We start from the raw sequence: 24,377 nt of genomic DNA on the forward strand, positions 1-24,377 counted from the left end.
GCGCGAAGAGAGGGTGTAACGGCAAACAGGGAGGAGAGCCTGTGCATGACCCTGGCTCAACGGAGGACGACATCTCCGACATCGCAGTCGATCCGGTGGCCCTTGAGATCTTCTACCGCCGGCACGTGGAGGCCGTGGGCCGGTTCGTGGCGCGGCGGGTCGACGATCCCCACCTCGCCGCCGACCTGACCGCCGACGTGTTTCTGGCGGTGATCGAATCGGCGGCGGGGTACCGGCCTGACCGCGGTAGCCAGATCGGCTGGCTGCTCGGGGTGGCCCGCAACGTCATCGCCGACGAGCGGCGGCGGGCGGCCCTACGACTGCGGGTGACCGGTCGGATGGCCGGACGACGGGACCTGGACGCCGACGACATCGCCCGCATCGAAGAGCGCATCGACGCCGAGTCGGCGGCTCGCCGCACCTATCGGGCGCTGGGCGGGCTGTCCGAGGGAACCCAGGCACTGGTCGAACTCGTCGCTGTGGACGGCCTCACCGTCGCCGAGGCGGCGGCCGCGTTGGGGCTGTCCCCGGTCGCTGCGCGGGTCCGCCTGCACCGTGCCCGTCGCACCGTCCGTGCCGTCCTCGCCCGCCCGGCCACCACCCTCGCCTGATGGAACGGAGATGCCGCAATGACCAAGATTGAGCAGGCGCCGCACGGTTTCGAGGAGCAGCTCCTCACGGATCTGAAGGCGCACGTCGTCCGGCGGTCCGAGACGGTCTCGGCGGCCCGCCCGGCCGGACACCCCATTCGGTTCCTGCGCGGCTGGCGCCTCGCCGGAGCATTCGGGCTGGCGCTCGCACTGACCGTCGGTGCCCTCGCGGTGCAGACGATGGGGATAGGTGAACAGCCGCCGCCCACGGCCAACGCGTCGGAGATCTTCCGGCTGGCGGCCGAAGCCGCCCGGCAGCAACCCGATCTCACCGCCCGACCTGACCAGTACGTCTTCACGGAAGTCCTGGCGACACTGCGGGAGAGACCGGGCGGCGGGCCCTACACCACGGTACGGGGGCAGAGGTGGGAGTCGGCCGGGGGAATCGCCCACACGCAGGGGCGTTACCGGCCGGAGAGTGAACCGAACGGGTGGAGCGAACTGCGAGTGCTCCGCATGGGTGATCCCGCAGATCCCCGCAAGGAGCTCGATGAGCTCCCGTCGCCCGCGTACCACGGCGATCTGCCCACCGACGCAGACGAACTGCTCCGCTACCTTCGGGAACACCCGGTCGACCTGCATCTCCCTGAGGGAGCGGATGAGGAGGCCGTGTACGGGGACGAGAGCATGGTGTACACCACCGCACGGTCGATGCTCGACGGCTACGTGCCGCCCCGGGCACTGGCGGCGCTGTACGAGTTGCTGGCGCGGCAACCCGGAGCGGTCGTCATCTCGGGCGACGTGGTGGACGCCGCCGGGCGGCATGGGGTGGCGATTCGCATGCCCGGCGTGATCGGTGGCAACCAGGACTTCATCTTCGATCGGGACACCCACGTCTACCTCGGCACCCGCGGCACTGTGGTGCGCGACGGCAAGGAGTCGCTGTATTCGGCCGCGGCGCTGCTGCGGGTCGCGATCGTCGACCGGCCGGGCCAGCTGCCCTGATCCAGGTGAGCGCAGCCACGCGCGCCGGCAGCCGGCAGCCGGCTGGATGACCCGGTCTGAGAGCTGTCGGGGTGTCGAACCGAGCGGATCGGGACAGGGGGGTGCGCGATAGCGACAGATTATTGTTAATATCGCTCACGAAACTCCACGCTGGACTGCCGGCGCCGTACCCCGAGGAGTCGCGATGACCGAGCGGCAACCGTGATCCTCGCCGTTGCGCCGAACCCGGCGCTCGACGTGACCTACGGGCTGGGGGAGCTGCACCGGGGCCGCGTGCAGCGGGTGCGGACCGTCAGCGAACGCCCCGGTGGCAAGGCCGTCAACGTCGGCCGGGTGCTGCACGAGCTGGGGGAGCGGGTCCTCGTCACCGGCATGTGCGGCGGTCCCGGGGGCGTGGCACTGCAGGCCGCTCTCGACCGGGCCGGTGTGCCGGCCGACCTGCTCGACGTACTGCCGGACGTCCGGCGCACGCTGGTCGTCCAGGAGACCAGCGGAATGACGACGTCGCTGTGGGAGCCCGGCTACGCGCCGGTGGACCCGCCGGCCGCCGCCGACGCCCTGACCCGGCACGTGAGCGAACTCCTGGCCGGTGCCGACACGCTGGTCGTCTCCGGTAGCCTGCCGCCCGGCGTGGACCCGGGGCTGCCGGCCCGCCTGGTCGACGCCGCGGTGGCCGCTGGAGTGCCGGCGGTCGTGGACGTCAGCGGCCCGGCTCTGCGAGCGGCGGCCGACGCTGGCGGGGCGGTGCTGATGCCGAACGCGGACGAGCTGGCCGAGCTGATCGGTCACCGGCCCTCGACGCCGGCCGAGGCGGTGCGGGCGGCCCGCCGGCTGCTGCCTCCCGCCGGACGGGTCCCCGCCGTCGTGCTGACCCTGGGCACCGACGGAATGGCTGTCGTACGGCCGGATCGTGCCCTGCTGGCCGCGCCGCCGGAGCGGATCCAGGGAAACGCGACCGGCGCCGGGGACGCGGCCTGTGCGGCCGTCGCCCGGCATCTCGCGGCGGCCGGGTCGCTGGACGCCGTCGACTGGCGCGCCCTGCTCGTCGACGCGGTGGCGCTGTCGGCGGCGGCCGTGCTGCGACCGGTCGCCGGTGAGGTGGACGTCCGCGCGTACCGGCGCTGGCGTGATCAGGTGAGAGTGGAGGAAGCATGACTCTGGCTTCGATGGCGGAACTCGTCCTCCCGGCGTCGCGGGACCGCCGGGCCGTCGGGGCGTTCAACGTCATCCAGCTCGAGCATGCCGAGGGCATCGTGGCCGGCGCCGAACGCGCGGCACGCCCCGTGGTGCTGCAGCTGTCGGAGAACACGGCCCGCTACCACGACAGCCTGGCGCCGCTGGCGCTGGCCTGCCTCCGGATCGCGGCGGAAGCGTCCGTGCCGGTCTGCGTACACCTGGATCACGCCACCCGACGTGAGCTCGTCGAGCAGGCGGTCGAACTCGGCGTGCCGTCGGTGATGGTCGACGCGTCCGGGCACCCGTACGAGAAGAACGTCGCCGTGACCGCGGAGCTGACCGCCTGGTGCCATGCGCGCGGGGTCTGGGTCGAGGCCGAACTCGGTGCGATCGGCGGCAAGGACGGCGCGCACAAGCCCGGGGTACGGACCGATCCGGACGACGCGGCCGCCTTCGTCGCCGCCACCGGCGTCGACGCGCTCGCGGTCGCGGTCGGCTCCTCGCACGCGATGCTGACCCGTGACGCGGTCCTCGACGACGACCTGATCGCCGCGATCGCGGCGAAGGTGCCGGTGCCGCTGGTCCTGCACGGCTCGTCCGGGGTCTCCGAGGCGGGCCTGCGGTCGGCAGTCGCGAGCGGGATGTCGAAGATCAACATCGCGACCCATCTCAACGCGGCCCTCACGGGTGCGGTCCGGCGCGCGCTCGCCGCCGACGAGGACCTGGTCGACCCGCGTAAGTACCTCGGTCCGGGCAGGGATGCGGTGGCCAGCCAGGTCGCCCATCTGGTCACGCTGCTCGCCCCGTGACGGCGCGGGCGGGCCTCAGGCCAGCAGCACGTTGACCCCGGCGGCGCGCAGGTCGGCGACGACCTTCGCGTCCGCCCCGTCGTCGGTCACCAGGGTGTCCACCGCGTTGACGTCGCAGATCCGGGCGAAGGAGTGCCGGCCCAGCTTCTCCGAGCCGGCCACCACGACGACCCGACGGGACCGCCGGACCATCGTCGCATCGATGCCGGCCTCGCCCTCGTCGTGACAGGACGTGCCGCCGTCGGGAGAGAACGCGTCGACCCCGAGGATCAGCACGTCGAGCCACAGCTCGTTCAGGACCATCGTGGCCAGCGGCCCGGTCAGCTCGTACGACTGGGGCAGTGCCACACCGCCGAGGATGACGGTACGGACGTGGCGTCGCAGCACCATCTCCGTGGCGATGTTGAGCGCGTTCGTCACCACCGTCACGGCCGGCCGCTGAACGGCCTGGGCCAGGTCGACCCGCGCGGCGAGGCGTCGGGCGGTCGCGGACGTGGTGGTGCCACCGTTGAACGCGACCACGTCGCCCAGTTCGACGAGCTCGCAGGCGATCGCGGCGATGCGCTCCTTGGCGCCGTTGTCGCCCCGGTCCCGGTAGCGGACCGGCAGATCGTACGAGACGGACGTGGCCACGACGCCGCCGTGCGTCCGAGCCGCCAACTGTTGCTCCGCCAGGGTGGTGAAGTCCCGACGGACCGTCGCCTCGGAGACCTGCAGGGCGCTGGCCGCCTCGGTGACGGACAGCCGGCCGCGCGCGCCCAGGATGTCGAGCAGCGCCTGCAGTCGCTGGGGACGGTCACGGCCGTCGCCCCGGTCGGTGGCGGCTTCGACCGTGCTCACTTGACGGCCCCCGCCGTGAGACCTGCCACCAGGCGCTTTTCCACCATCGCGAAGAGAATGATCACGGGCACGATGCCGACGATAGAGACTCCGAAGACGTATTGCCACGCCGAGTCGTACTGGCCGACGAATTTTGTGATGGCGACGGTCAGCGGCTGGTTCTCCGCCGTGGTCAGAATGACGAGGCTGGCCGCGAACTCGTTCCAACACGCGACGAACGTGAAGATGATCGCGGTGACGATGCCCGGCCAGACCACCGGCAGGGTTACCCGCCGCAGCGTCTGCAGTGTGCTGGCACCGTCGATCATTGCCGCCTCGTCTATCTCCTTGGGCACCCCGGCGAAAAAGCTGTGCATGATCCACACCGCGAAGCTGAGGTTGAACGCGCCGTTGACGAGGATCATAGCGAGCCAGGTGTCGTCGATGCCGATCGCGAGGAACTGCCGGAACAGTCCCGCCGCGAGGACGGTCGGCTGGAGCATCTGGGTCACCAGTACCAGGAGAAGAAACGCGAGCCGTCCGGGGAAGCGGTGCTTCGCCGTGTAATAGGCGGCCGGCATGGCCACCACCAGGACCAGCAGTGTCCCGCAGGCCGAAATGACGATGGTGGAGACCAGGTTGTAGGCGAGTGGCGTTTCCGGGGTGGACCACATCGACGTGTAGTTCGACGGCACCCATTCGGTCGGCAGGTAGGTGGCCGGAATGCGCAGGATCTCCGAGTGCCGCTTGAACGAGCCGATCAGCATCACCAGGTACGGCGCCAGGAAGAACAACGCCACCACCGCGCCGGCCAGTGCCATCAACCACCGGCGGGAACCGTGACGCCGTCCGCCACGGCCCCGGATGCGACCGTTGCCTCCGTCGGCGCGCGTCGACCTGTTGGCGTGCGCCCGACCCGCAGATCTCGTTGTTGTCGTCGCCACGGTTCACTCGTCCCTCATCGGCCGGACAACCCGCAGGTAGATACCGATGACCGCGAGGACGATGACGAAGTTCACGACACTCAGTGCGCTCGCCGTCTCGATCTGGCGGTCCTGCTGGATGTATTTGAAGATCAACGTGGTGGTGGTGTCCGCGTCGTACCCGGGAATGCTGCCGGTCAGCGTGCGGAGGATGGGCAGCGAGTTGAAGACGTTGATGATGTTGATCAGCACGGCGACGGCGATCGCCGGTCGCAGGACCGGGAGGACGACGCTCCAGTACGTCCGCACCGATCCGGCGCCGTCCACCGCGGCGGCTTCCACCACCTCGCGCGGCACCATCTGCAGCCCGGCGAGGATCGTGTACGTGGTGAACGGCAGCGAGACGAACACCGCCACCGCCATGGCCACCAGGAATGCCGGCACCGGCTGTCGGGTGAAGCCGAACCCGGTATCCAGAATGCCGACATCGACCAGGAACTGGTTCATGACGCCGTAATAGGGATCGAGGCCGTAGTAGAAGACGGTGGCCGTCATCACGACGCTGGCCGCCCACGGGACGATGACCGCGAGTCGAACGAGTCGGCGTCCAGGGAAGGCCTTGTCCAGGAATTGCGCGACCGCCATGGAAACGAGCAGTGTCACCAGGACGACGCCGACCACCCAGATCGCGGTGTTGAGCAGCACTCTGCCCAACGCGGGGGAGTCGAACAACGTCGCGTAGTTGTCGAACCCGGCCGAGCCGCGGTCCACCCCGACCGGCGACACGTCCCGGGTCGAGGTCCAGAGCAGGTAGCCGGCCGGGAACAGGACGATGGTGACGATCAGCGTCACCGCCGGCGACAGCCATGGAAGTGCCGCCACCAGGTCCCGACGTGCCTGACGACGTGCCGAGATCGCGGGTGCCGGCACTTCCATGCGGTGGTTGGTCGTCATTCTGTTGACCGCGCGGGCTCTAGCCGTTGGCCTTGGCCTGGATCTCATCCAGCACCGCTCGGGGCGCCTTGCCCTGCCCGATCTGTCCCATCAGGCTCTGCATCGCGCCCTGGGTCGCCGCCCACTGCGGGTTCGTGCTGGGGTAGAACCGGGCGTTCGGCAGGACCTCGAGGAAGCTCGCGATCTCCGTCTTGCCCCCCAGCGCCGCCGCACCGGTTCTGGTGGTGGGCAGGAACCCCTCGGTGTCGACGAACTTCGTGTAGACCGGCGCGCTGAACACGTAGTCCAGGAAGGTCTTGAGCGCTTCCTTCTTGTCACCCTCGTTCTTGAACGCCATCAGGTGGTCGGCGACCCCGAGGGTCATCGGCTGACCGTCCTTCGTGGGGATCGGCGCGCTGGCGTACTTGAGGCTTGGGTTCTTCTCCGCGATCTGCCCGACGGTGGGCGGGAGCGCCACCACCATGCCGATCTTGCCCTGGATGAACACGTCCAGCATCGGGGTCCGGTCGGACGCGCCGGGGTCGGGCTGGGTGGCCTTGTCGTCGATCATCCGCTTCATGAACGTGACGGCTTCGAGGTTCGCGGGGGTGTTGACCGTGATGGTCGACCCGTTGGTCCACGATCCGCCGTTGCCGAAGGTCCAGATCGAGGTCTCCGCCTGGGCCTCCTCGCTGCCCAACGGCATGCCGTAGCCGTAGACGCCGTCGCCGAGACCAGCCACCTTCTTCGCCGCGTCGTGCAGCTGGTCCCAGGTCTTCGGCGGTGCCGCGACGCCGGCCCGCTCGAACAGCTCGGTGTTGTAGAACATCGTGCGGGCCGAGGCGATCAGTGGCAGGCCGTACATGGTGCCGTCGATCGAGGCGTTGTCCGCGAAGGACTGCTGGAAGTCCGCCACGGTGTTCGCCGAGACCACGTCGCCGGCGGGGTACAACAGGTCGTCCGCCGCGAAGCCCGAGAAGGCGTCGATGTTGAGGATGTCCGGCGCCGCGTTCGACTGGATCTTCGTACGGACGACATCGTTGATGTTGTCCCAGGACTGGATCTCCAGCTCCACGTTGACGTCCGGGTGGGCCGCCTCGAAGTCGGCGATGATGCCCTCCCAGAGCGCCTTGGTGCCGTCGCTGTAGCTGGGCACCAGGAACGACAGGCTGCTGCCGTCTTCGCTCTGCCCGTCGCCGCCGAAACCGCAACCTGTCAGCGTCAGGCCGGCAACCGCTACGGCTGCCCACGAACGCACGAATCTCTTCATATCCGCCTCCACCGGCGCAGGAACATCGCCACAGTCGTGATCGGAATTCTGGCTAGCCGTGACTGTTCGTGACTGGTTCTCGTCAGAACCCGTCAGGATCAAGCTGTTGCTTGGGCAGTCTGCGTCGCCGTACTGAGCAACGTCAAGGCCTCTCGCGGTAACCGCTGCTCAGCCCGTGGATGGTCTCGCCCTGGGCTCGATGCATGTTCCTGATCGGTTCTGCGACCTTCTTGACATATTCGATCAGAGCGCTCCATTCTGGAGACTCTCCAGACCCGCTCGCATGAACCCTGAGGACGAGGCACCGATGAGTGAAGGAACCTTCCTGGCGGCCGAGATCGCGACCCAGCCGGATGACTGGCTCCGCGTCCTGGACGTGCTGCCCTCCGTGGCGATGGACCTGCCGCAGCCGGGCGAGCGAGTCGCGGTGCTCGGATGTGGAACGTCGCTCTTCGTCGCCCAGGCGTACGCGGCTCTGCGCGAGAGCGCCGGCGAGGGCAGCACCGACGCGTGGCCGGCCAGTGAACACCACCTCGGGCGTGGCTATGACCGGGTGCTCTGCATCACCCGCTCGGGCACCACGACCGAGGTGCTCGACGTTCTCAAGCAGCACCGGGACGGAACGCCGACCACGGTCATCACCGCCGACGCGGCGTCCCCGGCCGTGAGCATGGCCCGTCCGGTCGTGCTCGGTGACGTCGACGAGCGTTCGGTCGTGCAGACCCGCTTCGCGACGACCACCCTCGCGTTGCTGCGGGCGGCCCTCGGTCACGACCTGCGTCCGGTCGCCGAACAGGCGCGGCAGGTTCTCGCGCGTGGTGTCGACGTGACGAGCCCGGCCGCGACGGCAGACCAGATCACCTTCCTCGGACGTGGCTGGACGGTCGGGCTCGCGCACGAGGCGGCCCTGAAGCTGCGCGAGACGACTCAACTGTGGACCGAGTCGTACCCCGCCATGGAGTACCGGCACGGTCCGCTCAGCATCTCCGCGCCCGGCCGGGTCGTCTGGGCGTTCGGGCAGGTCCCCGCCGGCCTGGCGGACCAGGTCCGGGCCACCGGCGCACATTTCGAGTGGTCCGAGGTTGATCCGCTCGCCGATCTGGTCCGCGTCCACCAGTTGTGCCTGCTGCGAGCCGGCGCCGCAGGGCTCGACCCGGACCGGCCGCGCCACCTGTCCCGGTCGGTCATCCTCGACGGCTGACCGCTCGACACCCGGGGCCCGGCTGGGCTCCGACCTCCCGGGCCCGGGTGGTCCGTGCTGACCGATCCCGTGCGCACCGGTCGGCACGGCTAAGCGAGCGTGCCAGGATCCCGCACCAACCGATCACCTTCGAGCAAAAGTTCTCCCTCCGGCCATTGCGCTCGCAAGTGGAGTGATCGATACTGCTTGAAATTTCGCGTGACAAGTCACATTCCCGCAGAGGAGCTGATCCACGTGAGTCCCAACGAAGCCATCCCGGGCGAGTCCACCGAGGCGGCCGGGTCCCACCCGTCGCGTCGTAACGTCCTGAAGGGCGTGGGCGCGCTGGGCGCCGCCGCCGGACTGGGCGGCGCCCTCCTTCCGGGCACGGCAGCCGGTGCGGCCCCCGCCGCCGAGCCAGCCCGGATCAAGGGCAAAGAGAAGTCCATGGTCAACGTCCCCTTCGAGGGCTTCGACGAGGTGCGCGTCGGCATCATCGGCCTTGGCAACCGAGGTGGAGACCAGGCCATGCGGTGGGCCGCCGTCTCCACCATCACCGCGGTCTGCGACATCCGGCCCGACCACGTCGCGGAGACCATCAGCCGGGTCATGGCGCAGGGCTTCCAGGACAAGGAGCCGGTCGGCTACTCCAACGGCGAGGAGGACTACGAGCGGCTCGTCCGCCGGGACGACATCGACCTGATCTACATCGCCACGCCGTGGGAGTGGCACCACCCGATGGCCAAGGCGGCCATGGAGCACGGCAAGCACGTCGCCATCGAGCTGCCGATCGCGCCGCACCTGGACGACATCTGGGACCTGGTCCGTACCTCCGAGCGCACCGGCAAGCACTGCATGCTGCTGGAGAACGTGAACTACTTCCGCCCCGAGATGCAGATGTTCAACATGGCCAAGGCGGGGCTCTTCGGCGAGTTGCAGCACGCCTCCGGTGGCTACGTCCACGACCTGCGCTGGCCGTACACCTTCGGCGGCGCGTACTACCCCGAGCACTGGCGGCGGCGCTGGCAGACCCGGATGAACGCCGCCCACTACCCGATGCACGGGCTCGGGCCGGTCTCGGCCTGCCTGGACATCAACCGCGGTGACCGCTTCGACGAACTCGTCGCGGTCGCCTCACGGCCCAAGGCGCTCGCCCTGTTCCGCGAGGAGGACCCGCGGGTCGGCCCGGACCACCCGTCCTGGGACGACGATCCCTACATTTCCGGGGACCGCAAGCAGGTCTTCATCAAGACTGTCAACGACCGGTTCATCCGGGTCGAGCACGACGTGAACTCGCCCCACCCGTACAGCCGGGAGACCACGCTCACCGGGACCCGGGGCTCCCTGGAGCTGGACAACGCCCGGATCTACCTGGAGTCGCTCGGTCACACGAACCACGCGTGGCGGACCGGCAGCGCCTTCAGCACGATCATGAACCAGCACGACCACTGGATCTGGCCGGCCCTGCAGAATCTGGCCAGCCAGTACGGTGGGCACGGCGGTGGCGACTTCATCTCCATCTTCCGTCTGGTCCAGTTGATGCGCCTGGGTATGACCCCGGACATCGACGTCTACGACTCGGCGGCGTGGTGCTCGGTGATCCCGCTCAGCCACGAGTCGCTGAAGGGCAAGGGTTTCAAGTCGGTCAAGGTGCCCGACTTCACCCGCGGCCACTGGCAGCAGGCACGCCCCACGTTCGACCGGCCGCGGCCGGAGGACCCGTGGCTGGACGGCGACGGCCGCCCGCGCCGGTAGGCACGGGCACGGGCTGAGCTGACGCTCCCGGGGTCGGGCACGAACGATCGTGTCCGTGCGCGACCCCGGCGCGCGGGTCGTCCTCCCCGTCGTGACCGGCCGCGTCCTTGGCAGGGGCTGACCGCGGGGCACGGTCGTCCGGTCAGACGAGCCGACCGTCGTGGGCGAGCAGGGCGATCTGGGTACGGTTGTCGAGGTCCAGCTTGGTCAGGATGTGCGAGACGTGGGCCTTCACGGTGGTCACGCTCATCAGCAACCCGGTGGCGATCTCCGCGTTCGAGCGTCCCTGCGCGATGGCCAGCACGACGTCGCGTTCGCGGGGCGTGAGCAGGGCCAGCCGGTTGCTCGCGTACTCGTAGGACTCGGCGCCGGACGCCACCCGCTGCATGAGACGGCGCGTGACCTCCGGCGACAGCATCGGGTTGCCGGCGGCGACGGCACGGACGGCCTGACTGATCCGCTCCGGCGGGGTGTCCTTGAGCAGGAAGCCGCTGGCGCCGGCCCGCAGGGCCCGCACCACGTGCTCGTCGGTGTCGAACGTGGTGAGCACGATGACCTCGGGTGGCCGGGGGCGGCGGCGCAGCCGTTCGGTGGCGATGATGCCGTTGACCCCCGGCATCCGGATGTCCATCAGCACCACGTCGGGCATGTGCCGGTCCACCGCCGTGATCGCCGCACCCCCGTCGGCCGCCTCGCCCACCACCACGATTCCGTCGGCGCCGTCGAGCATCATCGTCAGCATTCCCCGTACCAGCGGGTCGTCGTCGACGATGACGACCCGGACCGGACCCGTCACGTCGGCCACGGCAGCCACGCGGTCAGGTGGAACCGGCCCGAGGCGTCGATGTGGTGGGCGACGCGACCGCCGGTGAGGGCGGCCCGTTCGGCGAGGCCGATCAGGCCGGTGCCGGCGCTACCGGTGGCGCCGCTGTCAGCTGTGGTCGGGTTGCTCACCGCGATGCTCAGGCCGGAACCGGGGGCGCCGCCGAGGGCGAGCCGGACCGGCTGCCCGGCGGCGTGCTTGCGAGCGTTGGTCAGCGCCTCCTGCGCGATCCGGTACGCGGTGCGACCGACCGCCGTGGGGACCTCGACCGGCGGTCCGAGCGGGTCGTCGACCTCGATGTGCTGCCCGGCCGCCCGGGCCTCCTCGACCAGGCGCGGCAGGTCGGCGAGGGTCTGTCCCGGTGCGCGTCCGCCGGCGCCTCGGCGTCGTCGTTGCGCAGCAGCGTGATGACCTCGCGCAGCTCGTCGAGGGCGTGGTGCGCGCTGGCGCGGATCACCCCGGCCGCGGCGCTGAGCCGTTCGGGCGGGGCGTCCGGCCGGTACTCCATCGCGCCGGCGGCCGCCGCGAGCAGCGACAGCCGGTGGGCCAGCACGTCGTGCATCTCCCGCGCGATCCGCGTGCGCTCCGCGGTCCGGGCCTCGACGACCCGGCGTTCCTGTTCCTGCTCCGCCCGCCGGGCCCGGTCGCGCAGCGCCGCCAGCAGAGCGTGGCGGGCCTGCGCCCAGGTGCCCCAGCCGAGCAGCGCCGCGTACGCGGCCGTCATCAACACGAGCCGCCACCCGTACGGCAGGCTGGGCATCGGCCGCCAGACCGCCTGCGCCGCCTCGCCGACGACGCCGACCACCGCCACCGTCGCGGCCTGCCGGAAGGGGCGGTTACGGGCGGTGTACAGAACCGCGAAGCTCGCCACCGGGGTGGCCACCGGCGACAGCGCCACCAGCACGCCCGCCAGTACGCCCACGACCTCCGGGCGGCGGACGACCACCGGGACGAGGGCAAGGGCGGCCACCGCCAGCGCGACATCGGCGCGGATCAGGGCGGTCGACCCGGAACGGGTGGCCGACCACAGCGTGATCGCGACGAGCACGGCCATCGCCACCGTCGCCACTCCCGCCGGGACGGAACGCCACGCCCGCGACGGGCCGACTTCGCACGTCGCCGCATCCACCAGCGCAGGTTACTGGGCTCGCGCAGGGCCGGACCACCTCCTTTGGTAGTACGCGGCGCTGCCGTCGGATGTACCCGGCGCGGCCTCGGGACCGACGTGCCCGACCCGTGCCGGTCCACAGACTCGGGGCATGACGAACAACCTTCTCCTGCGCCGAGCCACGGTGGTGGCCGGCGCGATCCTGGTGGCGGCGGCGGAATTCAACATCCTGCACTCGGTGGCCGGCGTCGACCTGGCGACCGGCTCCGGAAACTCGACCCGCCAGATCACCGTGGCCGCGGTCGTGGTGGCCGCCGTGGTCGCGGCACTGGCCGGCTGGGCGCTGCTCGCGGTGCTGGAACGCCTGACCGCGCGGGCCGGCACCTGGTGGACCGCGATCGCCGTCGCGGTGCTGCTGCTGTCGCTGCTGGCCGGACCGCCGAGCGGCGTGGGCGCGGGCGCGGGCGCCAAGGCGACTCTCGCGCTGCTGCACCTGAGCGTCGGCGTCGTCCTCATCCTCGGTCTGCGCCGGGCGCGTCCGGAAGGACTGAACCGATGACGACCCTGACCGTACGCAAGCAGGACGGCGCCTTCGTCCTGGACTCCGCTGCCGGGCCGCGCGCCTGGCTGCGTACCGGCTGGACCTGGCGGTGCGCCGAGATCCGCACCGGCACCGGCCTCTGGACGGTCGGGCCGACCGACCGCCGGCGTATCGCGGTCACCGCCCGGGCCGAGCACGGCGTGGCGGTGCGGCTGGACCCGCGCGGGTCGCACGTGCCGGGGCCTGGCGGGATGGTGCGCTGGGCCCCCGGTCACCGCGGCGGTGAGCTGGTCCGCGACGAGCACCGGCTCGCGGTGCGCCTTCCGGGCCGGCCGGGCGGGGCGATCCGGGTCGACGTCACCGGCGAATGGGCCGAGGTGGAGCTGGTGGCGCTCACCGCCTGCTTCGCGCTGATGAGCAGGCGGCGGCAACGCACGCTGATCATGATGGCCGTCATCGGCGGCGCCGGTGGCGCGCCCACGAGTTGACCCGAGCTGACGCCGGGGTGGGGCGTCGACGTCGACGTCGAGCAGGGCGTTCCGCCTCAGCGCCGAGGTGATCAGGAAGAGGTAACTGAACGCCTCGGGTAGCGATGCTCTCGATCCAGACACGTAGATCTAGCCGTTTGTCGATGGCTGGACTAACGTGCGGCCTGAGCAGATCAAGGAGGCTTGCCATGACTCAACCTCCCAACCCGTCCGAGACAGTCACCAAGGTCGAACAGTTCGGCTACCGGCAGGAGCTGAGTCGGACCCTCAGCTTCACCGACCTGCTCATCTACGGACTGATCTTCATGGTGCCGATCGCACCCTTCGGCATCTTCGGCAGCGTGTACACCGGCTCCGGCGGAATGGTCGCGCTGGCCTACATCATCGGCATGGTGGCGATGATGTTCACCGCCCTGTCGTACGCCCAGATGGTCCGCGCGTTCCCCATGGCCGGCTCCGTCTACAGCTACGCCGGTCGCGGCATCGCACCGCCCGCCGGCTTCCTCGCCGGCTGGGTGATCCTGCTCGACTACGTCCTCGTGCCGGGTCTGCTCTACCTGGTGGCCAGCGTGGCCATGCACTCCCTCGTGCCCGGTGTGCCGGTGTGGGCGTGGCTGGTGGCCTTCGTCGTGCTCAACACCGTCGTCAACTTCTTCGGCATCCGGATGACCGCCCGGGTCAACCGGGTGATGCTCGCCGCCGAGCTGGTCATCCTCGTGATCTTCCTGGTCGTCGGCGTGGTCGCGCTGGCCCAGGGCAAGGGTGCGGGCTTCTCGCTCCGGCCGCTGTTCGACGCGGACACCTTCTCCTGGTCGCTGGTCTTCGGCGCGGTGTCGATCGCCGTCCTCTCCTTCCTCGGCTTCGACGGGATCTCCATGCTGGCCGAGGAGAGCCGCGAGGAGGCCCGGCAGATCGGCCGGGCGATGGTCGCGGCGCTGCTGCTGGCCGGCGCCCTGTTCGTCGTGCAGACGTGGGTCGCGGCACTGCTGGTGCCGGACGCGCCCGGCCTGCTCGACAACGGCGACCCCGAGGGAACGGCGTTCTACGACGCGGCCCGGGCGGCCGGCGGGGGCTGGCTGGCCGGGCTGACCGCCCTGGCCACCGCGATCGCCTGGGGCTTCGCCAACTCCCTGGTCGCGCAGGCCGCGACCTCCCGCCTGCTGTACGCGATGGCCCGCGACCGGCAGATGCCGCGCTTCCTCGCCCGAATCAACCCGAAACACAAGGTGCCGGCCAACGCGACCATGCTGGTCGCCGCCATCTCCCTGGCGCTCGGCCTCTACATGGCCAGCCGGGACGACGGCATCTCGCTGCTGTCCACACTGGTCAACTTCGGCGCCATGACCGCGTTCCTGGCACTGCACGTCTCCGTCGTGACCCACTACGTGGTGCGCAACGGCAGCCGGGACTGGCTGCGGCATCTGGTGGTGCCGGTGATCGGGTTCCTGATCCTGCTCTACGTCGTCATCAACGCCAAGGTCGCCGCCCAGGTGCTCGGCTTCGTCTGGTTGGGCGTCGGGCTGCTGGTCCTGCTGGCCTTCTACCTGACGGGCCGGCGTCCCGAACTCGCCGCGCTCGTCGACGTCACCCACGACAGCGCCGACGAGCCGGTGAAGGAGCCGCAGTGAACACGGACGTGGTGAAGTACCGGCCGGAGCCGGACGAACTCTCCTACACCTTCGGCGGGCGCGAGGCGGTGCGCCGGGTGCGCCCCGGCACGATCCTCGAGCTCTACACCGAGGACTGCTTCGGCGGCCGGGTCCGCGGCACCGACGACCTGCCGTCGCAGGTCTGCCAGTTCCCGTACCTCAACCCGGTGACCGGGCCGATCCACGTCGAGGGCGCCGAGCCCGGGGACACCCTGGCCGTGCACTTCATCTCCATCGAGCCGGCGCGGGACTGGGCCGTGTCCACCACCTTCCCGCACTTCGGCGCGCTCACCGGCACCCACACCACGCCGACCCTGCAACCTCCGCTCGACGAGGTGGTCTGGCGGTACGACATCGACGTCGCCGCCGGCACGGCGACGTACCGGGCACGCCGGGGCGACTACACCGTCGCGCTGCCGCTGGATCCCATGCACGGCACGGCGGGGGTGGCACCGGGCGCCTTCGAGGCGCGGATGACGATCACCCCGGACGCGCACGGCGGCAACATGGACACCCCGGAGCTGCGGGCCGGAGTCACCGCGTACTTCGGCGTGAACGTGTCGGGAGCGCTCTTCGCCCTCGGTGACGGGCACTGCCGGCAGGGGCACGGCGAGGTGTGCGGCACCGGCATCGAGGCGGCCATGAACACCACGGTCGTGGTGGACGTGGTCAAGGGGGTCGGCACCCCGTGGCCGCGGCTGGAGTCGGACGACGCGTTGATGTCCACCGGCTCGGCCCGTCCGCTGGAGGACGCCTACCGGATCAGCCAGCACGACCTGGTGACCTGGACCGCCGAGCTGGTCGGGCTGGATCAGCTCGACGCGTACCAACTGGTCAGCCAGGCGGGTGAGGCCCCGGTCGGCAACGTGTGCGACACGAATTACACGATGGTGGCGAAGGTGGACAAGCGCTATCTCGGCGGTGTCGGCGGGTACGAGGGGGTGCACGACCGGCTGCGTGAGACGGCCCGCCACTATCTGACCCACCGCTGACCGGGGCAGGGGCCGAGCCCTGCCCCCGCGAAGCATGACGCGGCACGTCGAGCGCGGTCAGGTCGCGTTGGTGCAGCGGTGGGCCGTACAGCGGAGGTCAGTCGCTGTGGCGACGGCCGGTGGAGTGGAGTGACCGGCGGTCGCTCTCCTGATCCGGCGCGCTGTCCGCCACCGGGTTGCCAAGCCGGGCCACCCAGTCGACGAACTCCGCGTCCTGCCTCGGCAGCGGCTCGCCGTCCGCCGGGGTGCCCGCGTCGGCCCGGGACCTGTTGCGCCGGAACAGGCCCAGCCGGCCGCTGGCCCGACCGCCGTCCCGCCCCGCCTGAACGACGGTTGCCGGGGCGGCCGACGCGGGGACCACCTCGACCGGATCGGGCCCGGTGGGGCTGGCCGCCGTGGCGTCGGTCGTGGTCCGGGGCCGGGCGCGCTGGGCGTTCGCGAGGGCATCCCAGTTCGCGGCGTCGATCAGGTTGGGCAGGGGCGGCCGGAGCCGAGGTGGGAGCGCCGCTTCGGACCCCTCCTGCGTGCCGGCCGAGTGGGTCGCCCCGGCGCCCGGAGCGGGCTCGGCCGAGGGCGGCACCCGACGCGCCGGTACGACCTGCCACGTCGCCTGAACCGGCGTCCGGTCGGTCTTCGGCGGCTGGTACATCCGGCTGGTCCCCGGGGCGACGCGTGCACCGTCCGCCTCCGTCGTCGCGGAGCCGTCCCCGCCGGATCCCCCGTGCAGGTGGGTCGCCGTCGCGGGGGCCGGTTCCGCTGTCCGCGGGGTCTCGTCGAGGTCGGTGGGCGAGACGGTGGCGGCCGGTGCGGCGGTCCGCGTCGTGGACTCGGCCGGTACGGCGCGGGCGTCCCGGTCGTCAGCCGGCGCACCGATGCCCAGCGGTTCGGCTGCGGTCGGCAGCGTCGCCGCCGTCGCGCCGGCGACCGGCCCCGTGGCGGCGAGGGCGACCGGCTCGTCCGCCGCACCGCCGGCGGCGGCCGTCATGGCCTGCGGCACGGCGGAGTCGGCGGACAGCGGGCGGAGGATGTCGGTCGGCTCGACGGCCTGCGCCTCGGCGGCGCGGGACAGGAGCGGCCAGCGGAACAACGCGGCAGCGGCCGAACCGAGCGCACCGGCGGCGACGGCGAGCAGCGCGTAGTAGTACGGCGTGATCTGGTACCGGTCGACGGCGTCGCCGGGACCGGCGGCAAGGTAGGCGAACGCGACCAGCACTGCGCCGGCCATGCCGGTCGCGCCGTTGACCAGCGGCGGGTGCCCGCGCCAGCGGGCCAGCCCACTGGTCACGGCGCCGAGGAGCAGGGCCACCGCCGGCAGGATCAGGATCGCCTGTCGGGGTGCCGTGCCGGCGTCGAACGCGGTCGGCTCCAGCACACCGAGCCGTACGGCGGGCAACGGCCCGGCGGTTGCGAGCGACGGGACGATCGAGACGAGCGCCAGCAGCCAGATCACGCCGCCCATCGCCGCCATGTTCCAGCCCAGCGGCGGCTTCACCAGTGCGGCGATCGCGGCACCCCCGCCGACCAGCGCGCCGAGGATCGCGCAGATGCCGACGGCCCACATCGGGTCCACAGAGAAGGGCTCGGCGGCCTGGGCCGGCCGGACGCAGAGCGGCGCCACGACGATGGCGCCCAGCGCGGCGGCGGCGGCGACAGCCACCAGTCGGCCCGTGCTCCCCAGCGCCCCGTGCCGGCGGGCCAGGCGTGCGGTGACGATGGTGCCGGCCACGGTGGCGTGTGCCGCGAACCAGCCCACCCAGACGAGCTGGGCAGGCCACCGGTTGACGGTGGCGCCGGTGGAGTCGCTGCTGAGCTGGACGATGCCGAAGCTGAACGCGAAGCCGAGCTGACCAGCGCCGGCGAGCACGCCGACCCCGATCGCCGTGAGCAACAGTTTGCGCCAGATGCGAGAGACCATGTCCGGCAGATTACGCACGTTAAGAACCGGTTCACCCGGAAATGCCGGATTCACGTCCGACCACAGTGCCAGCGACTACCTCAAAGGACGGAAGTGGTGCCGGACCGCGTAGCGGTAGACCTCCTTGCCGAGTTTCGCCCCTTCTACGTCGGCCGTGCGGAAGTGGACGCCGCCCCAGACGCGCGCGCCGATGAGCTCGTTGAGCGCCTGCGAGAAGCTGGTGAACTGCCGGGTCGTGCCGGAGTCGACGCTGGACCCACTGAACGCGATGTCGTCTCGACCGAAGAAGTGTTGGTACAGCGACATCCGCGCACCGGTGCCGCAGGCGTGGCCGGAGGGGTACTCGGGGAACGGGGGCGTGACGAGCAACGACTGCCAGCCCGGGTCGGCGGTCGTCCTCGGGTTGCCGTCCGTGTCGGCCAGGTGGATCGCCGTGACCGGACGCCAGTAGCTCCAGAAGTCCTTCTGGCTGAAGCACGCCACTCCTGAGTCGGCCACGATGAGATCGGTCATCGCGAAGAAGCGCGCGGTCTGCAACGCGTCCAGCTGTTGGGTGACGGCGAGCTGGCGCTTGATCTCCCAGGAGGCGGAACGCCGGTCGTGCCACCAGAGCGCGGCCTCCGTCTGGTCCCGGGTGCGCACCGTGCTCGTCGCCGAGCCGACCTCCTTCACCTCGTTGAGGTCGCGGGCGTACGCGCTGCTGGTCAGTCGTGGCGGCGCGGGTGTGCGGAACGTCGACGCGCGGGGGAGGAGGAACGGTCGCATGTGCCCGGTCCAGGCGCCCTGCGACAGGAACAGCGGCGGCGTGGGTCTCCACTGGCCGGGTCCTGTCCCGCTGGCCCACTGCTGGTCCCCGAACGCGCCGTCGTCCTGCCGATCGGTGACCATCGCGGCCGCGGCTCGCGCCCCGATCGCAATGCCGCCCCGCTTCGAGCGCCCGTCGGGAATCGCGGCCAGGGCCGCGTCGTACTGGGCCCGAAGCCGTTCCTGCTGACCGGGGAAGAGGGCGGCGAGCACGCCGTGCGCGGCGGCGGCGACGGCAGCATCCGCCGACTCGGTCCCGCTCGACGGCGGTGCGGAAAGGTACGGCTGGTACGGGGTGCCCGCGATCGCGTTCAGCGCGTCGTAGACGGCTCCGTTCACCATCGCGAAGCTGCGCACCTGCTCGTTCGGTTGTTGAGCCGCGACGTCCCAGATCGCCGTCTGGGCATTGAGATCCCAGGTGACCACCGGATTGGTGGTGCCGGCGCCGGAGGTCGCGGCGGCGGCGCGAGGCGCCGGCCCGATCATCGTGGACGCGACCAGCGAGCCGAGCGCGATGGTGGCGGGAATGATGCGGGACCAGGTCGCACGGCTTCTCTGGCTACGGCTCGTCATGATCTCCCCGTCGGTAGGTTGTCGATGCTGACCGTCGAAGGCGCGCGGCGTACGAAGCGGAATCAATGACGCTCGAAACATAGCATCGCCGGTCTTCGATGGTTGGCCCGTCCGGTTGCCGTCGAGTCGCCCGCGCAGCTTCCGGCCGCCTGCTGGGTAACGATTTCCCGTTGCGCTCGAACCCCTCTGCCCGCCTCGGGTCTGTGCCGACGAAGGTTCGACCGGGGGTGGTCGGCGGACGAGAAAACGTGCGCTCGGCCTTGATTAGGAAATCGATTGCTGGAACAGTGGCGCCATGAAGGTCGCGGCGGTCCTCGGCGTGGACATCGGCACATCGAGCAGCAAGGGCGTGCTCGTCGACGTCGACGGCCGCGTCCTGCGGTCGTCCACCCGGACGCACGAGGTCAGTCGGCCACGGCCCGGCTGGGTCGAGATGGACGCCGACGTCTGGTGGCAGGAGTTCGTCGCGCTCACCGCCGACCTGCTGGCGCCCGGCGACGCCGAGGTCGTGGCGGTGGGGGTGAGCGGCATGGGCCCGTGCGTCCTGCTCACCGACGCCGCGAACGTTCCGCTCCGCCCGGCCATCCTGTACGGCGTCGACACCCGTTCGACCGAGCAGATCGCCCAGCTCAACGAGCGGTTCGGCGCGGACGAGATCCTGCGGCGGTGCGGCTCGGCCCTGTCCAGTCAGGCGGCGGGCGCGAAGGTGGCCTGGGTCGCCGAGAACGAGCCGGACCTCTACCGGCGTGCCCGCCGGCTCTTCATGCCCAGTTCGTGGCTCGCCGTCAAGCTCACCGACGAGTACGTGCTGGACCACCACTCGGCGAGCCAGTGCACGCCGCTGTACGACACCGACCGCCACGACTGGTACCAACCGTGGGCCGCCGAGATCGCCCCCGGCCTGGTCCTGCCGCCGCTGCGCTGGCCCGGCGACGTGGCAGGCCGGGTGACGGCGGAGGCGGCGGCGACGACCGGACTCCCGCCGGGCATCCCCGTGATCACCGGGACCATCGACGCCTGGTCGGAGGCGATCAGCGTCGGCGCGCAGGGCGTCGGCGACCTCATGCTGATGTACGGCACGACGATGTTCCTGGTCCACACGGTCGCCGCCCGGGTCACCGACCCGTCGCTGTGGGGGACCGTCGGCGCCCTGCCGGGGACCCGCAATCTCGCAGGTGGCCTGGCGACGTCCGGGGCGATCACGGCGTGGCTGCGCGAGCTGTTCGGTTCGCCGGACTATCCCGACCTGCTCCGCCTCGCCGAGGCCTCCGGCCCGGGCGCCCGAGGGCTGCTCATGCTGCCGTACTTCGCCGGCGAACGGACGCCGATCCTGGATCCGCAGGCCCGCGGCATACTCGCCGGTCTCACCATCTCGCACGACCGTGGTGACCTCTACCGCGCCGCGCTCGAGGCGACGGGCCTCGGTGTACGCCACAACATCGAGACCATCGAGGCGAGCGGCGGTGACATCCGGCGTGTCGTCGCGGTCGGCGGCGGCACCCGGGGCGGGCTCTGGACGCAGATCGTCTCGGACGTCACCGGACGCGCCCAGGTGATCCCCGCGCAGACCATCGGCGCCAGTTACGGCGCGGCGTTCCTGGCCGCGCAGACCGGGTGGCCCGTCTCGATCGAGGCGTGGAACCCCGTCACGGAGGTCTGCGAGCCACGGGCTGAGTTCGCCGCCGACTACGACGAGCTGTACGGGCTGTATCGCGAGCTGTACACGAGTTCCAGGCGGGTCGCGCACGCGCTCGCCGCACGTCAGGTCCGTTTCCTGGCCGTCGCTCGGACGGACGCCGGGAAAGAGCAACGCACCGAAGGAGTCGCCCCATGACCAGTTACACGCTGCCCGTGGCCGCCAAACCGCCGACGGCGGCACCCGGCACCGTCTACACGGTTGCCAGCGGCGATCTCCGGCTCAGCGCGAACGTCACCTGCTGGCCCACCCAGCAGCAACTGGAGGCCGACCTCACCGCGGCGGTCAACGCGCTCGGCTGGAAGGTCGAGCGCGGGCACGGTGTCGATCCGAGCAAGGGGCACGGCTTCATCGACAGCCAGCGCGCGGGCATCGAGGTCTTCAAGCAGATCCCCGCCGACGCGCCACTGATCGTGGTCGAGGCCGTCTGGCAGTACAGCCACCACGTCCTGGCCGGGCTGCGCAGCCACCGGGGGCCGATCCTCATCGTGGCGAACTGGAGCGGCGAGTTTCCCGGCCTGGTCGGCCTGCTCAACCTCACGGCGAGCCTCACCAAGGCCGGCATCCCGCACTCCGCGCTGTGGAGCCGGAACTTCACCGACGAGTGGGCGATCGGCGGGCTGCGGACCTGGCTGGAGACCGGCGAGCTGCGCCACGACACCAGCCACGTACGCGACCTGCCCGCCCTGCCCGACGACCCGGAGGTCGAGCTGGGCCGGTCGCTGGCCGGCCAGCTCGCGACGGAGAAGGCCATCATCGGCGTCTTCGACGAGGGCTGCATGGGGATGTACAACGCGATCTTCGACGACGAGTTGATCAATCCGCTCGGCATCTACAAGGAGCGGCTGTCGCAGAGCGCGCTGGTCGCCGAGATGGCGCGCGTCTCCGACGAGGAGGCCCGGGCGGTCCGCCGGTGGCTGGACGACGCCGGGATGACCTTTCACGTGGGCACCGACGAGGCCAGCGAACTGACCGAGGCGCAGCTGCTCAGCCAGTTCAAGATGTACGTCGCGGCCCTGCGCATCTCCGACGACTTCGGCCTGGACGCGGTGGGCATCCAGTACCAGCAGGGCCTGAAGGACACCGTTCCGGCCAGCGACCTCGCCGAGGGTCTGCTGAACAACGTCCAGCGGCCGCCGGTGCTCAGCCGCGACGGGAGCCGCGAGCTGTACCCGGGGGCGCCGTTGCCGCACTTCAACGAGGTCGACGAGGGGGTGGCGGTCGACTCGCTCGTCACCAACCGGATCTGGACGGCGATGGGCCTCGACCCGGCGACGACGCTGCACGACATCCGGTGGGGCGAGTGGTACGGCGACGACTTCGTCTGGGTGTTCGAGATCTCCGGCTCGGTGCCGGCGTCACACAACGGTGGCTACGACAAGTCGTACAGCATGCGCCAGCCGCCGATGTTCTTCCCGCTTGGCGGAGGCACCCTGAGCGGGGTGTCGAAGCCGGGGGAGATCGTCTGGTCCCGGGTGTTCATCATGGACGGTGTGCTGCACGTGGACCTGGGTCGCGGCACCGTCGTGGAGCTGCCGGCCGAGGAGACCCAGCGCCGGTTGGACGCCACCACCCCGCAGTGGCCGATCATGCACGCCGTCCTGCACGGGGTCGACCGGGACCAGCTGATGGCGCGGCACAAGGCCAACCACGTCAACGTCGCGTACGCGCCGGACGCCGCGACCGCCGACAGGGCGCTGCGGGTGAAGGCGGCCATGTTCGCCGAACTCGGGATCCGGGTGCACCTGTGCGGTGAGGTCAACCTCTGAGCGACGGCGGGGCCGCCGACGGTGCGGATCGGAGCCGGTGGAACACGGACGGGGAGCCTGACGGTGTACCGGGTGCAGGCTCCCCGACCTCCACCCCGGGCCGCCGGCCCACCGGCTCGGACCGCGTCGGCGGTGGGCTCGCCGGTTACGAGGTTCCGCTCGGGCGGCTGGAGCTCTCGCGTACCTGGAGGCCCGTGCTGAGGGTGACGGTCGACGGCGGCCGCGTCGGGTTGGCGATCCGTTCGGTGAGCAGCACCGCAGCCGCCCGCCCCAGGTCGTACGTCGGCTGGGAGACGGTGCTCAGCGATGGTCTGACCAGGTGGGCCCAGGGTATGTCGTCGAACCCGACCACTCCGAACTCGGCCGGCACCTTGAGCCCGCGGTCGACGAGGCACTCGACGGCGCCGACGGTCATCAGGTTGTTCGTGGCGAAGACACTGTCCGGCGGGTTGTCGCTGTCGAGCAGCGAGGCCATGGCCCGGTAGCCACCCTCTTCGCGGAAGTCCGCGTACCGCACCAGGTTGTCGGTCGTCTCCCGGCCGTGCGACCGCAACGCGTGCTGGTAGCCGCGGAGCCGCTGGGCGGCCGTGGAGATCCGGCGGGGACCGGTGATGCAGGCGACCCGCTGGTAGCCGTTGTCGAGCAGGTGGGTGGTTGCCAGCTCGGCCCCGTGCACGTTGTCGACGAGCACGGTGTCGATGTTGACGCCACGCAGTTGGCGGTCGATGGCCACGACGGGGATGCGTGCCTCGACGAGCCGGTTGATGACGGTGGGTCGGCCCGACGTGGAGATGATGACACCCGCCATCCGCTCGGCCAGGGCCGCGGCGATGTACCGGGACTCCTTCTCCGGGTCCTCGTCGCTGTTGCACAGGACCACCGAGTAGCCGGCGCCCTGGGCGACGTCCTCGACGCCTCGGACCATCGAGGTGAAGAAGGGGTTCCCGATGTCGGAGATGATGACGGCCCAGAGGCTGGTCTGACTCAGGCGCAGGTTGCGGGCGACGGCGTTGGGGCGGTAGTCGAGGTCCTGCATCGCCTGCTGCACCCGGGCGGCCATCACCGGATCGACCGTGGTCCGGCCGTTCAGCACCCGCGACACCGTGGCGGGCGAGACCTGAGCCTGCCGCGCCACGTCATAGATCGTCGCCATTCGCCTCCATCCGCTCGGCTCTCCTGATGTTGTGCTCCGGCGCGGCCACCCAGCACGCTCCGGTGCCGGAACCCGGCATCCTACGGCCGGGTAGTGACCGACCCGTGACCGGTGTTTCGCGCCGGTGTCCGGCGCTGATGTGGTCGTCCACCGGGCCTGCCGCGGTCATCTTTGGACGGTGGGCTGCGGGGGATCACCCCGACCTACCACCGCCTCGGCCCTCGATGTCACGAGAATACGCCCCTTCCCGTACGAGCAGTCACGGACCGGCGGCGCACGGTTGCCCAGGCGTACCGCTGTCAGGAAATCCGGTGCGGACGACGAGTCGGGGCACGAAGGGCCTCCCAGTGGCCGCAACGGCTGCGGCATGCTCACGCGAGCGGAGAAATCGTTTGCTCGGCTCTGA

22 protein-coding genes are annotated in these 24,377 nt (G+C 70.8%); 12 read left to right on the forward strand and 10 right to left on the reverse strand.

Going from position 1 to position 24,377, the window contains the following annotated elements:
* Positions 1-41 precede the first annotated feature (41 nt).
* The 4 genes from EAD98_RS24080 to EAD98_RS24095 all read left to right on the forward strand — a co-directional run bounded on the left by EAD98_RS24080 (position 42) and on the right by EAD98_RS24095 (position 3,580).
* Positions 42-611 carry an RNA polymerase sigma factor gene (locus EAD98_RS24080; protein WP_199723523.1) on the forward strand — a complete coding sequence of 190 codons (570 nt, stop codon included), beginning with the start codon at positions 42-44 and terminating at the stop codon, positions 609-611.
* Positions 612-629: 18 nt separating this feature from the next.
* Positions 630-1,595: a CU044_5270 family protein gene (locus tag EAD98_RS24085; protein ID WP_121656270.1), complete on the forward strand. Its 966-nt coding sequence runs from the start codon at positions 630-632 to the stop codon at positions 1,593-1,595.
* Positions 1,596-1,796: 201 nt separating this feature from the next.
* The gene (locus tag EAD98_RS24090; RefSeq protein ID WP_199723524.1) at positions 1,797-2,750 is read left to right on the forward strand and encodes a 1-phosphofructokinase family hexose kinase; all 954 of its coding nucleotides are present in this window, start codon (positions 1,797-1,799) and stop codon (positions 2,748-2,750) included.
* Positions 2,747-3,580, forward strand: a complete 834-nt coding sequence (locus tag EAD98_RS24095; protein WP_121656272.1) for a class II fructose-bisphosphate aldolase — start codon at positions 2,747-2,749, stop codon at positions 3,578-3,580. Before EAD98_RS24090 ends, EAD98_RS24095 begins: the two co-directional genes overlap by 4 nt.
* A 15-nt stretch (positions 3,581-3,595) precedes the next feature.
* Here EAD98_RS24095 and EAD98_RS24100 read toward each other — a convergent pair whose 3' ends face one another.
* The 4 genes from EAD98_RS24100 to EAD98_RS24115 form a co-directional block, all read right to left on the reverse strand.
* Positions 3,596-4,363 (reverse strand): DeoR/GlpR family DNA-binding transcription regulator, encoded by a 768-nt coding sequence (locus EAD98_RS24100; protein ID WP_199723532.1) that lies wholly within the window; start codon positions 4,361-4,363, stop codon positions 3,596-3,598.
* 53 nt (positions 4,364-4,416) lie between these two features.
* Positions 4,417-5,220, reverse strand: a complete 804-nt coding sequence (locus EAD98_RS24105; protein WP_121656274.1) for a carbohydrate ABC transporter permease — start codon at positions 5,218-5,220, stop codon at positions 4,417-4,419.
* Between the two features lie 126 nt (positions 5,221-5,346).
* Positions 5,347-6,276, reverse strand: a complete 930-nt coding sequence (locus EAD98_RS24110; protein ID WP_199723525.1) for a carbohydrate ABC transporter permease — start codon at positions 6,274-6,276, stop codon at positions 5,347-5,349.
* 19 nt (positions 6,277-6,295) lie between these two features.
* Positions 6,296-7,525, reverse strand: a complete 1,230-nt coding sequence (locus EAD98_RS24115; RefSeq protein ID WP_121656275.1) for an extracellular solute-binding protein — start codon at positions 7,523-7,525, stop codon at positions 6,296-6,298.
* A 307-nt stretch (positions 7,526-7,832) separates the two neighbouring features.
* Between EAD98_RS24115 and EAD98_RS24120 the strand changes: the two genes are divergently transcribed.
* Together EAD98_RS24120 and EAD98_RS24125 are read left to right on the forward strand one after the other, a co-directional pair.
* A complete protein-coding gene (locus EAD98_RS24120; protein WP_121656276.1) occupies positions 7,833-8,726 on the forward strand; it encodes an SIS domain-containing protein in 894 nt (297 codons plus the stop codon).
* Positions 8,727-8,960: 234 nt separating this feature from the next.
* The gene (locus tag EAD98_RS24125) at positions 8,961-10,460 is read left to right on the forward strand and encodes a Gfo/Idh/MocA family protein (RefSeq protein ID WP_199723526.1); all 1,500 of its coding nucleotides are present in this window, start codon (positions 8,961-8,963) and stop codon (positions 10,458-10,460) included.
* A gap of 142 nt (positions 10,461-10,602) precedes the next feature.
* On the opposite strand, the gene EAD98_RS24130 is transcribed toward EAD98_RS24125, so the two are convergent.
* From EAD98_RS24130 to EAD98_RS24135, 3 genes are all read right to left on the reverse strand, one after another.
* Positions 10,603-11,265, reverse strand: coding sequence for a response regulator transcription factor (locus EAD98_RS24130; RefSeq protein ID WP_121656305.1), 663 nt, complete (start codon positions 11,263-11,265; stop codon positions 10,603-10,605).
* Positions 11,253-11,414 (reverse strand): hypothetical protein, encoded by a 162-nt coding sequence (locus EAD98_RS31330; RefSeq protein ID WP_199723527.1) that lies wholly within the window; start codon positions 11,412-11,414, stop codon positions 11,253-11,255. The genes EAD98_RS24130 and EAD98_RS31330 overlap by 13 nt, the downstream gene beginning before the upstream one ends.
* Positions 11,415-11,494: 80 nt before the next feature.
* Positions 11,495-12,412 (reverse strand): histidine kinase, encoded by a 918-nt coding sequence (locus EAD98_RS24135; protein WP_199723528.1) that lies wholly within the window; start codon positions 12,410-12,412, stop codon positions 11,495-11,497.
* Positions 12,413-12,542: 130 nt separating this feature from the next.
* Between EAD98_RS24135 and EAD98_RS24140 the strand changes: the two genes are divergently transcribed.
* From EAD98_RS24140 to EAD98_RS24155, 4 genes are all read left to right on the forward strand, one after another.
* A complete protein-coding gene (locus EAD98_RS24140; RefSeq protein ID WP_121656277.1) occupies positions 12,543-12,950 on the forward strand; it encodes a DUF6069 family protein in 408 nt (135 codons plus the stop codon).
* Entirely contained in the window at positions 12,947-13,420 is a 474-nt protein-coding gene (locus tag EAD98_RS24145; RefSeq protein ID WP_121656278.1) for a hypothetical protein, read from the forward strand. The genes EAD98_RS24140 and EAD98_RS24145 overlap by 4 nt, the downstream gene beginning before the upstream one ends.
* Positions 13,421-13,608: 188 nt before the next feature.
* Complete coding sequence (locus EAD98_RS24150; protein ID WP_121656279.1) at positions 13,609-15,048, forward strand: APC family permease; 1,440 nt, start codon at positions 13,609-13,611, stop codon at positions 15,046-15,048.
* Positions 15,045-16,061: an acetamidase/formamidase family protein gene (locus tag EAD98_RS24155; RefSeq protein ID WP_199723529.1), complete on the forward strand. Its 1,017-nt coding sequence runs from the start codon at positions 15,045-15,047 to the stop codon at positions 16,059-16,061. The genes EAD98_RS24150 and EAD98_RS24155 overlap by 4 nt, the downstream gene beginning before the upstream one ends.
* 97 nt (positions 16,062-16,158) lie before the next feature.
* On the opposite strand, the gene EAD98_RS24160 is transcribed toward EAD98_RS24155, so the two are convergent.
* Positions 16,159-17,976, reverse strand: coding sequence for a hypothetical protein (locus EAD98_RS24160; RefSeq protein WP_121656280.1), 1,818 nt, complete (start codon positions 17,974-17,976; stop codon positions 16,159-16,161).
* Between the two features lie 75 nt (positions 17,977-18,051).
* Positions 18,052-19,353, reverse strand: a complete 1,302-nt coding sequence (locus tag EAD98_RS24165; RefSeq protein WP_199723530.1) for a vanadium-dependent haloperoxidase — start codon at positions 19,351-19,353, stop codon at positions 18,052-18,054.
* A 295-nt stretch (positions 19,354-19,648) separates the two neighbouring features.
* Here EAD98_RS24165 and EAD98_RS24170 point away from each other — a divergent pair, with 295 nt between their 5' ends.
* Positions 19,649-21,187: an FGGY-family carbohydrate kinase gene (locus EAD98_RS24170; protein ID WP_121656281.1), complete on the forward strand. Its 1,539-nt coding sequence runs from the start codon at positions 19,649-19,651 to the stop codon at positions 21,185-21,187.
* On the forward strand, positions 21,184-22,818 hold the full coding sequence (locus EAD98_RS24175; RefSeq protein WP_121656282.1) for a fucose isomerase: 1,635 nt from the start codon (positions 21,184-21,186) through the stop codon (positions 22,816-22,818). Before EAD98_RS24170 ends, EAD98_RS24175 begins: the two co-directional genes overlap by 4 nt.
* 145 nt (positions 22,819-22,963) lie before the next feature.
* Here EAD98_RS24175 and EAD98_RS24180 read toward each other — a convergent pair whose 3' ends face one another.
* Complete coding sequence (locus EAD98_RS24180) at positions 22,964-23,971, reverse strand: LacI family DNA-binding transcriptional regulator (protein ID WP_121656283.1); 1,008 nt, start codon at positions 23,969-23,971, stop codon at positions 22,964-22,966.
* Positions 23,972-24,377: the final 406 nt, after the last annotated feature.

Source organism: Micromonospora sp. CV4 (assembly GCF_003667455.1).
In the GTDB taxonomy this organism is placed as follows: Bacteria; Actinomycetota; Actinomycetes; order Mycobacteriales; family Micromonosporaceae; genus Micromonospora.

What these genes read in the sequence shown, in the direction of transcription:
- EAD98_RS24120 (WP_121656276.1), top strand. Translation starts at nt 7,833, where the DNA reads ATGAGTGAAGGAACCTTCCTGGCGGCCGAGATCGCGACCCAGCCGGAT.
- EAD98_RS24165 (WP_199723530.1), bottom strand. Translation starts at nt 19,353, where the DNA reads ATGACGAGCCGTAGCCAGAGAAGCCGTGCGACCTGGTCCCGCATCATT.
- EAD98_RS24115 (WP_121656275.1), bottom strand. Translation starts at nt 7,525, where the DNA reads ATGAAGAGATTCGTGCGTTCGTGGGCAGCCGTAGCGGTTGCCGGCCTG.
- EAD98_RS24095 (WP_121656272.1), top strand. Translation starts at nt 2,747, where the DNA reads ATGACTCTGGCTTCGATGGCGGAACTCGTCCTCCCGGCGTCGCGGGAC.
- EAD98_RS24140 (WP_121656277.1), top strand. Translation starts at nt 12,543, where the DNA reads ATGACGAACAACCTTCTCCTGCGCCGAGCCACGGTGGTGGCCGGCGCG.
- EAD98_RS24085 (WP_121656270.1), top strand. Translation starts at nt 630, where the DNA reads ATGACCAAGATTGAGCAGGCGCCGCACGGTTTCGAGGAGCAGCTCCTC.
- EAD98_RS24175 (WP_121656282.1), top strand. Translation starts at nt 21,184, where the DNA reads ATGACCAGTTACACGCTGCCCGTGGCCGCCAAACCGCCGACGGCGGCA.
- EAD98_RS24110 (WP_199723525.1), bottom strand. Translation starts at nt 6,276, where the DNA reads ATGACGACCAACCACCGCATGGAAGTGCCGGCACCCGCGATCTCGGCA.
- EAD98_RS24105 (WP_121656274.1), bottom strand. Translation starts at nt 5,220, where the DNA reads ATGGCACTGGCCGGCGCGGTGGTGGCGTTGTTCTTCCTGGCGCCGTAC.
- EAD98_RS24180 (WP_121656283.1), bottom strand. Translation starts at nt 23,971, where the DNA reads ATGGCGACGATCTATGACGTGGCGCGGCAGGCTCAGGTCTCGCCCGCC.
- EAD98_RS24145 (WP_121656278.1), top strand. Translation starts at nt 12,947, where the DNA reads ATGACGACCCTGACCGTACGCAAGCAGGACGGCGCCTTCGTCCTGGAC.
- EAD98_RS24150 (WP_121656279.1), top strand. Translation starts at nt 13,609, where the DNA reads ATGACTCAACCTCCCAACCCGTCCGAGACAGTCACCAAGGTCGAACAG.
- EAD98_RS24170 (WP_121656281.1), top strand. Translation starts at nt 19,649, where the DNA reads ATGAAGGTCGCGGCGGTCCTCGGCGTGGACATCGGCACATCGAGCAGC.
- EAD98_RS24160 (WP_121656280.1), bottom strand. Translation starts at nt 17,976, where the DNA reads ATGGTCTCTCGCATCTGGCGCAAACTGTTGCTCACGGCGATCGGGGTC.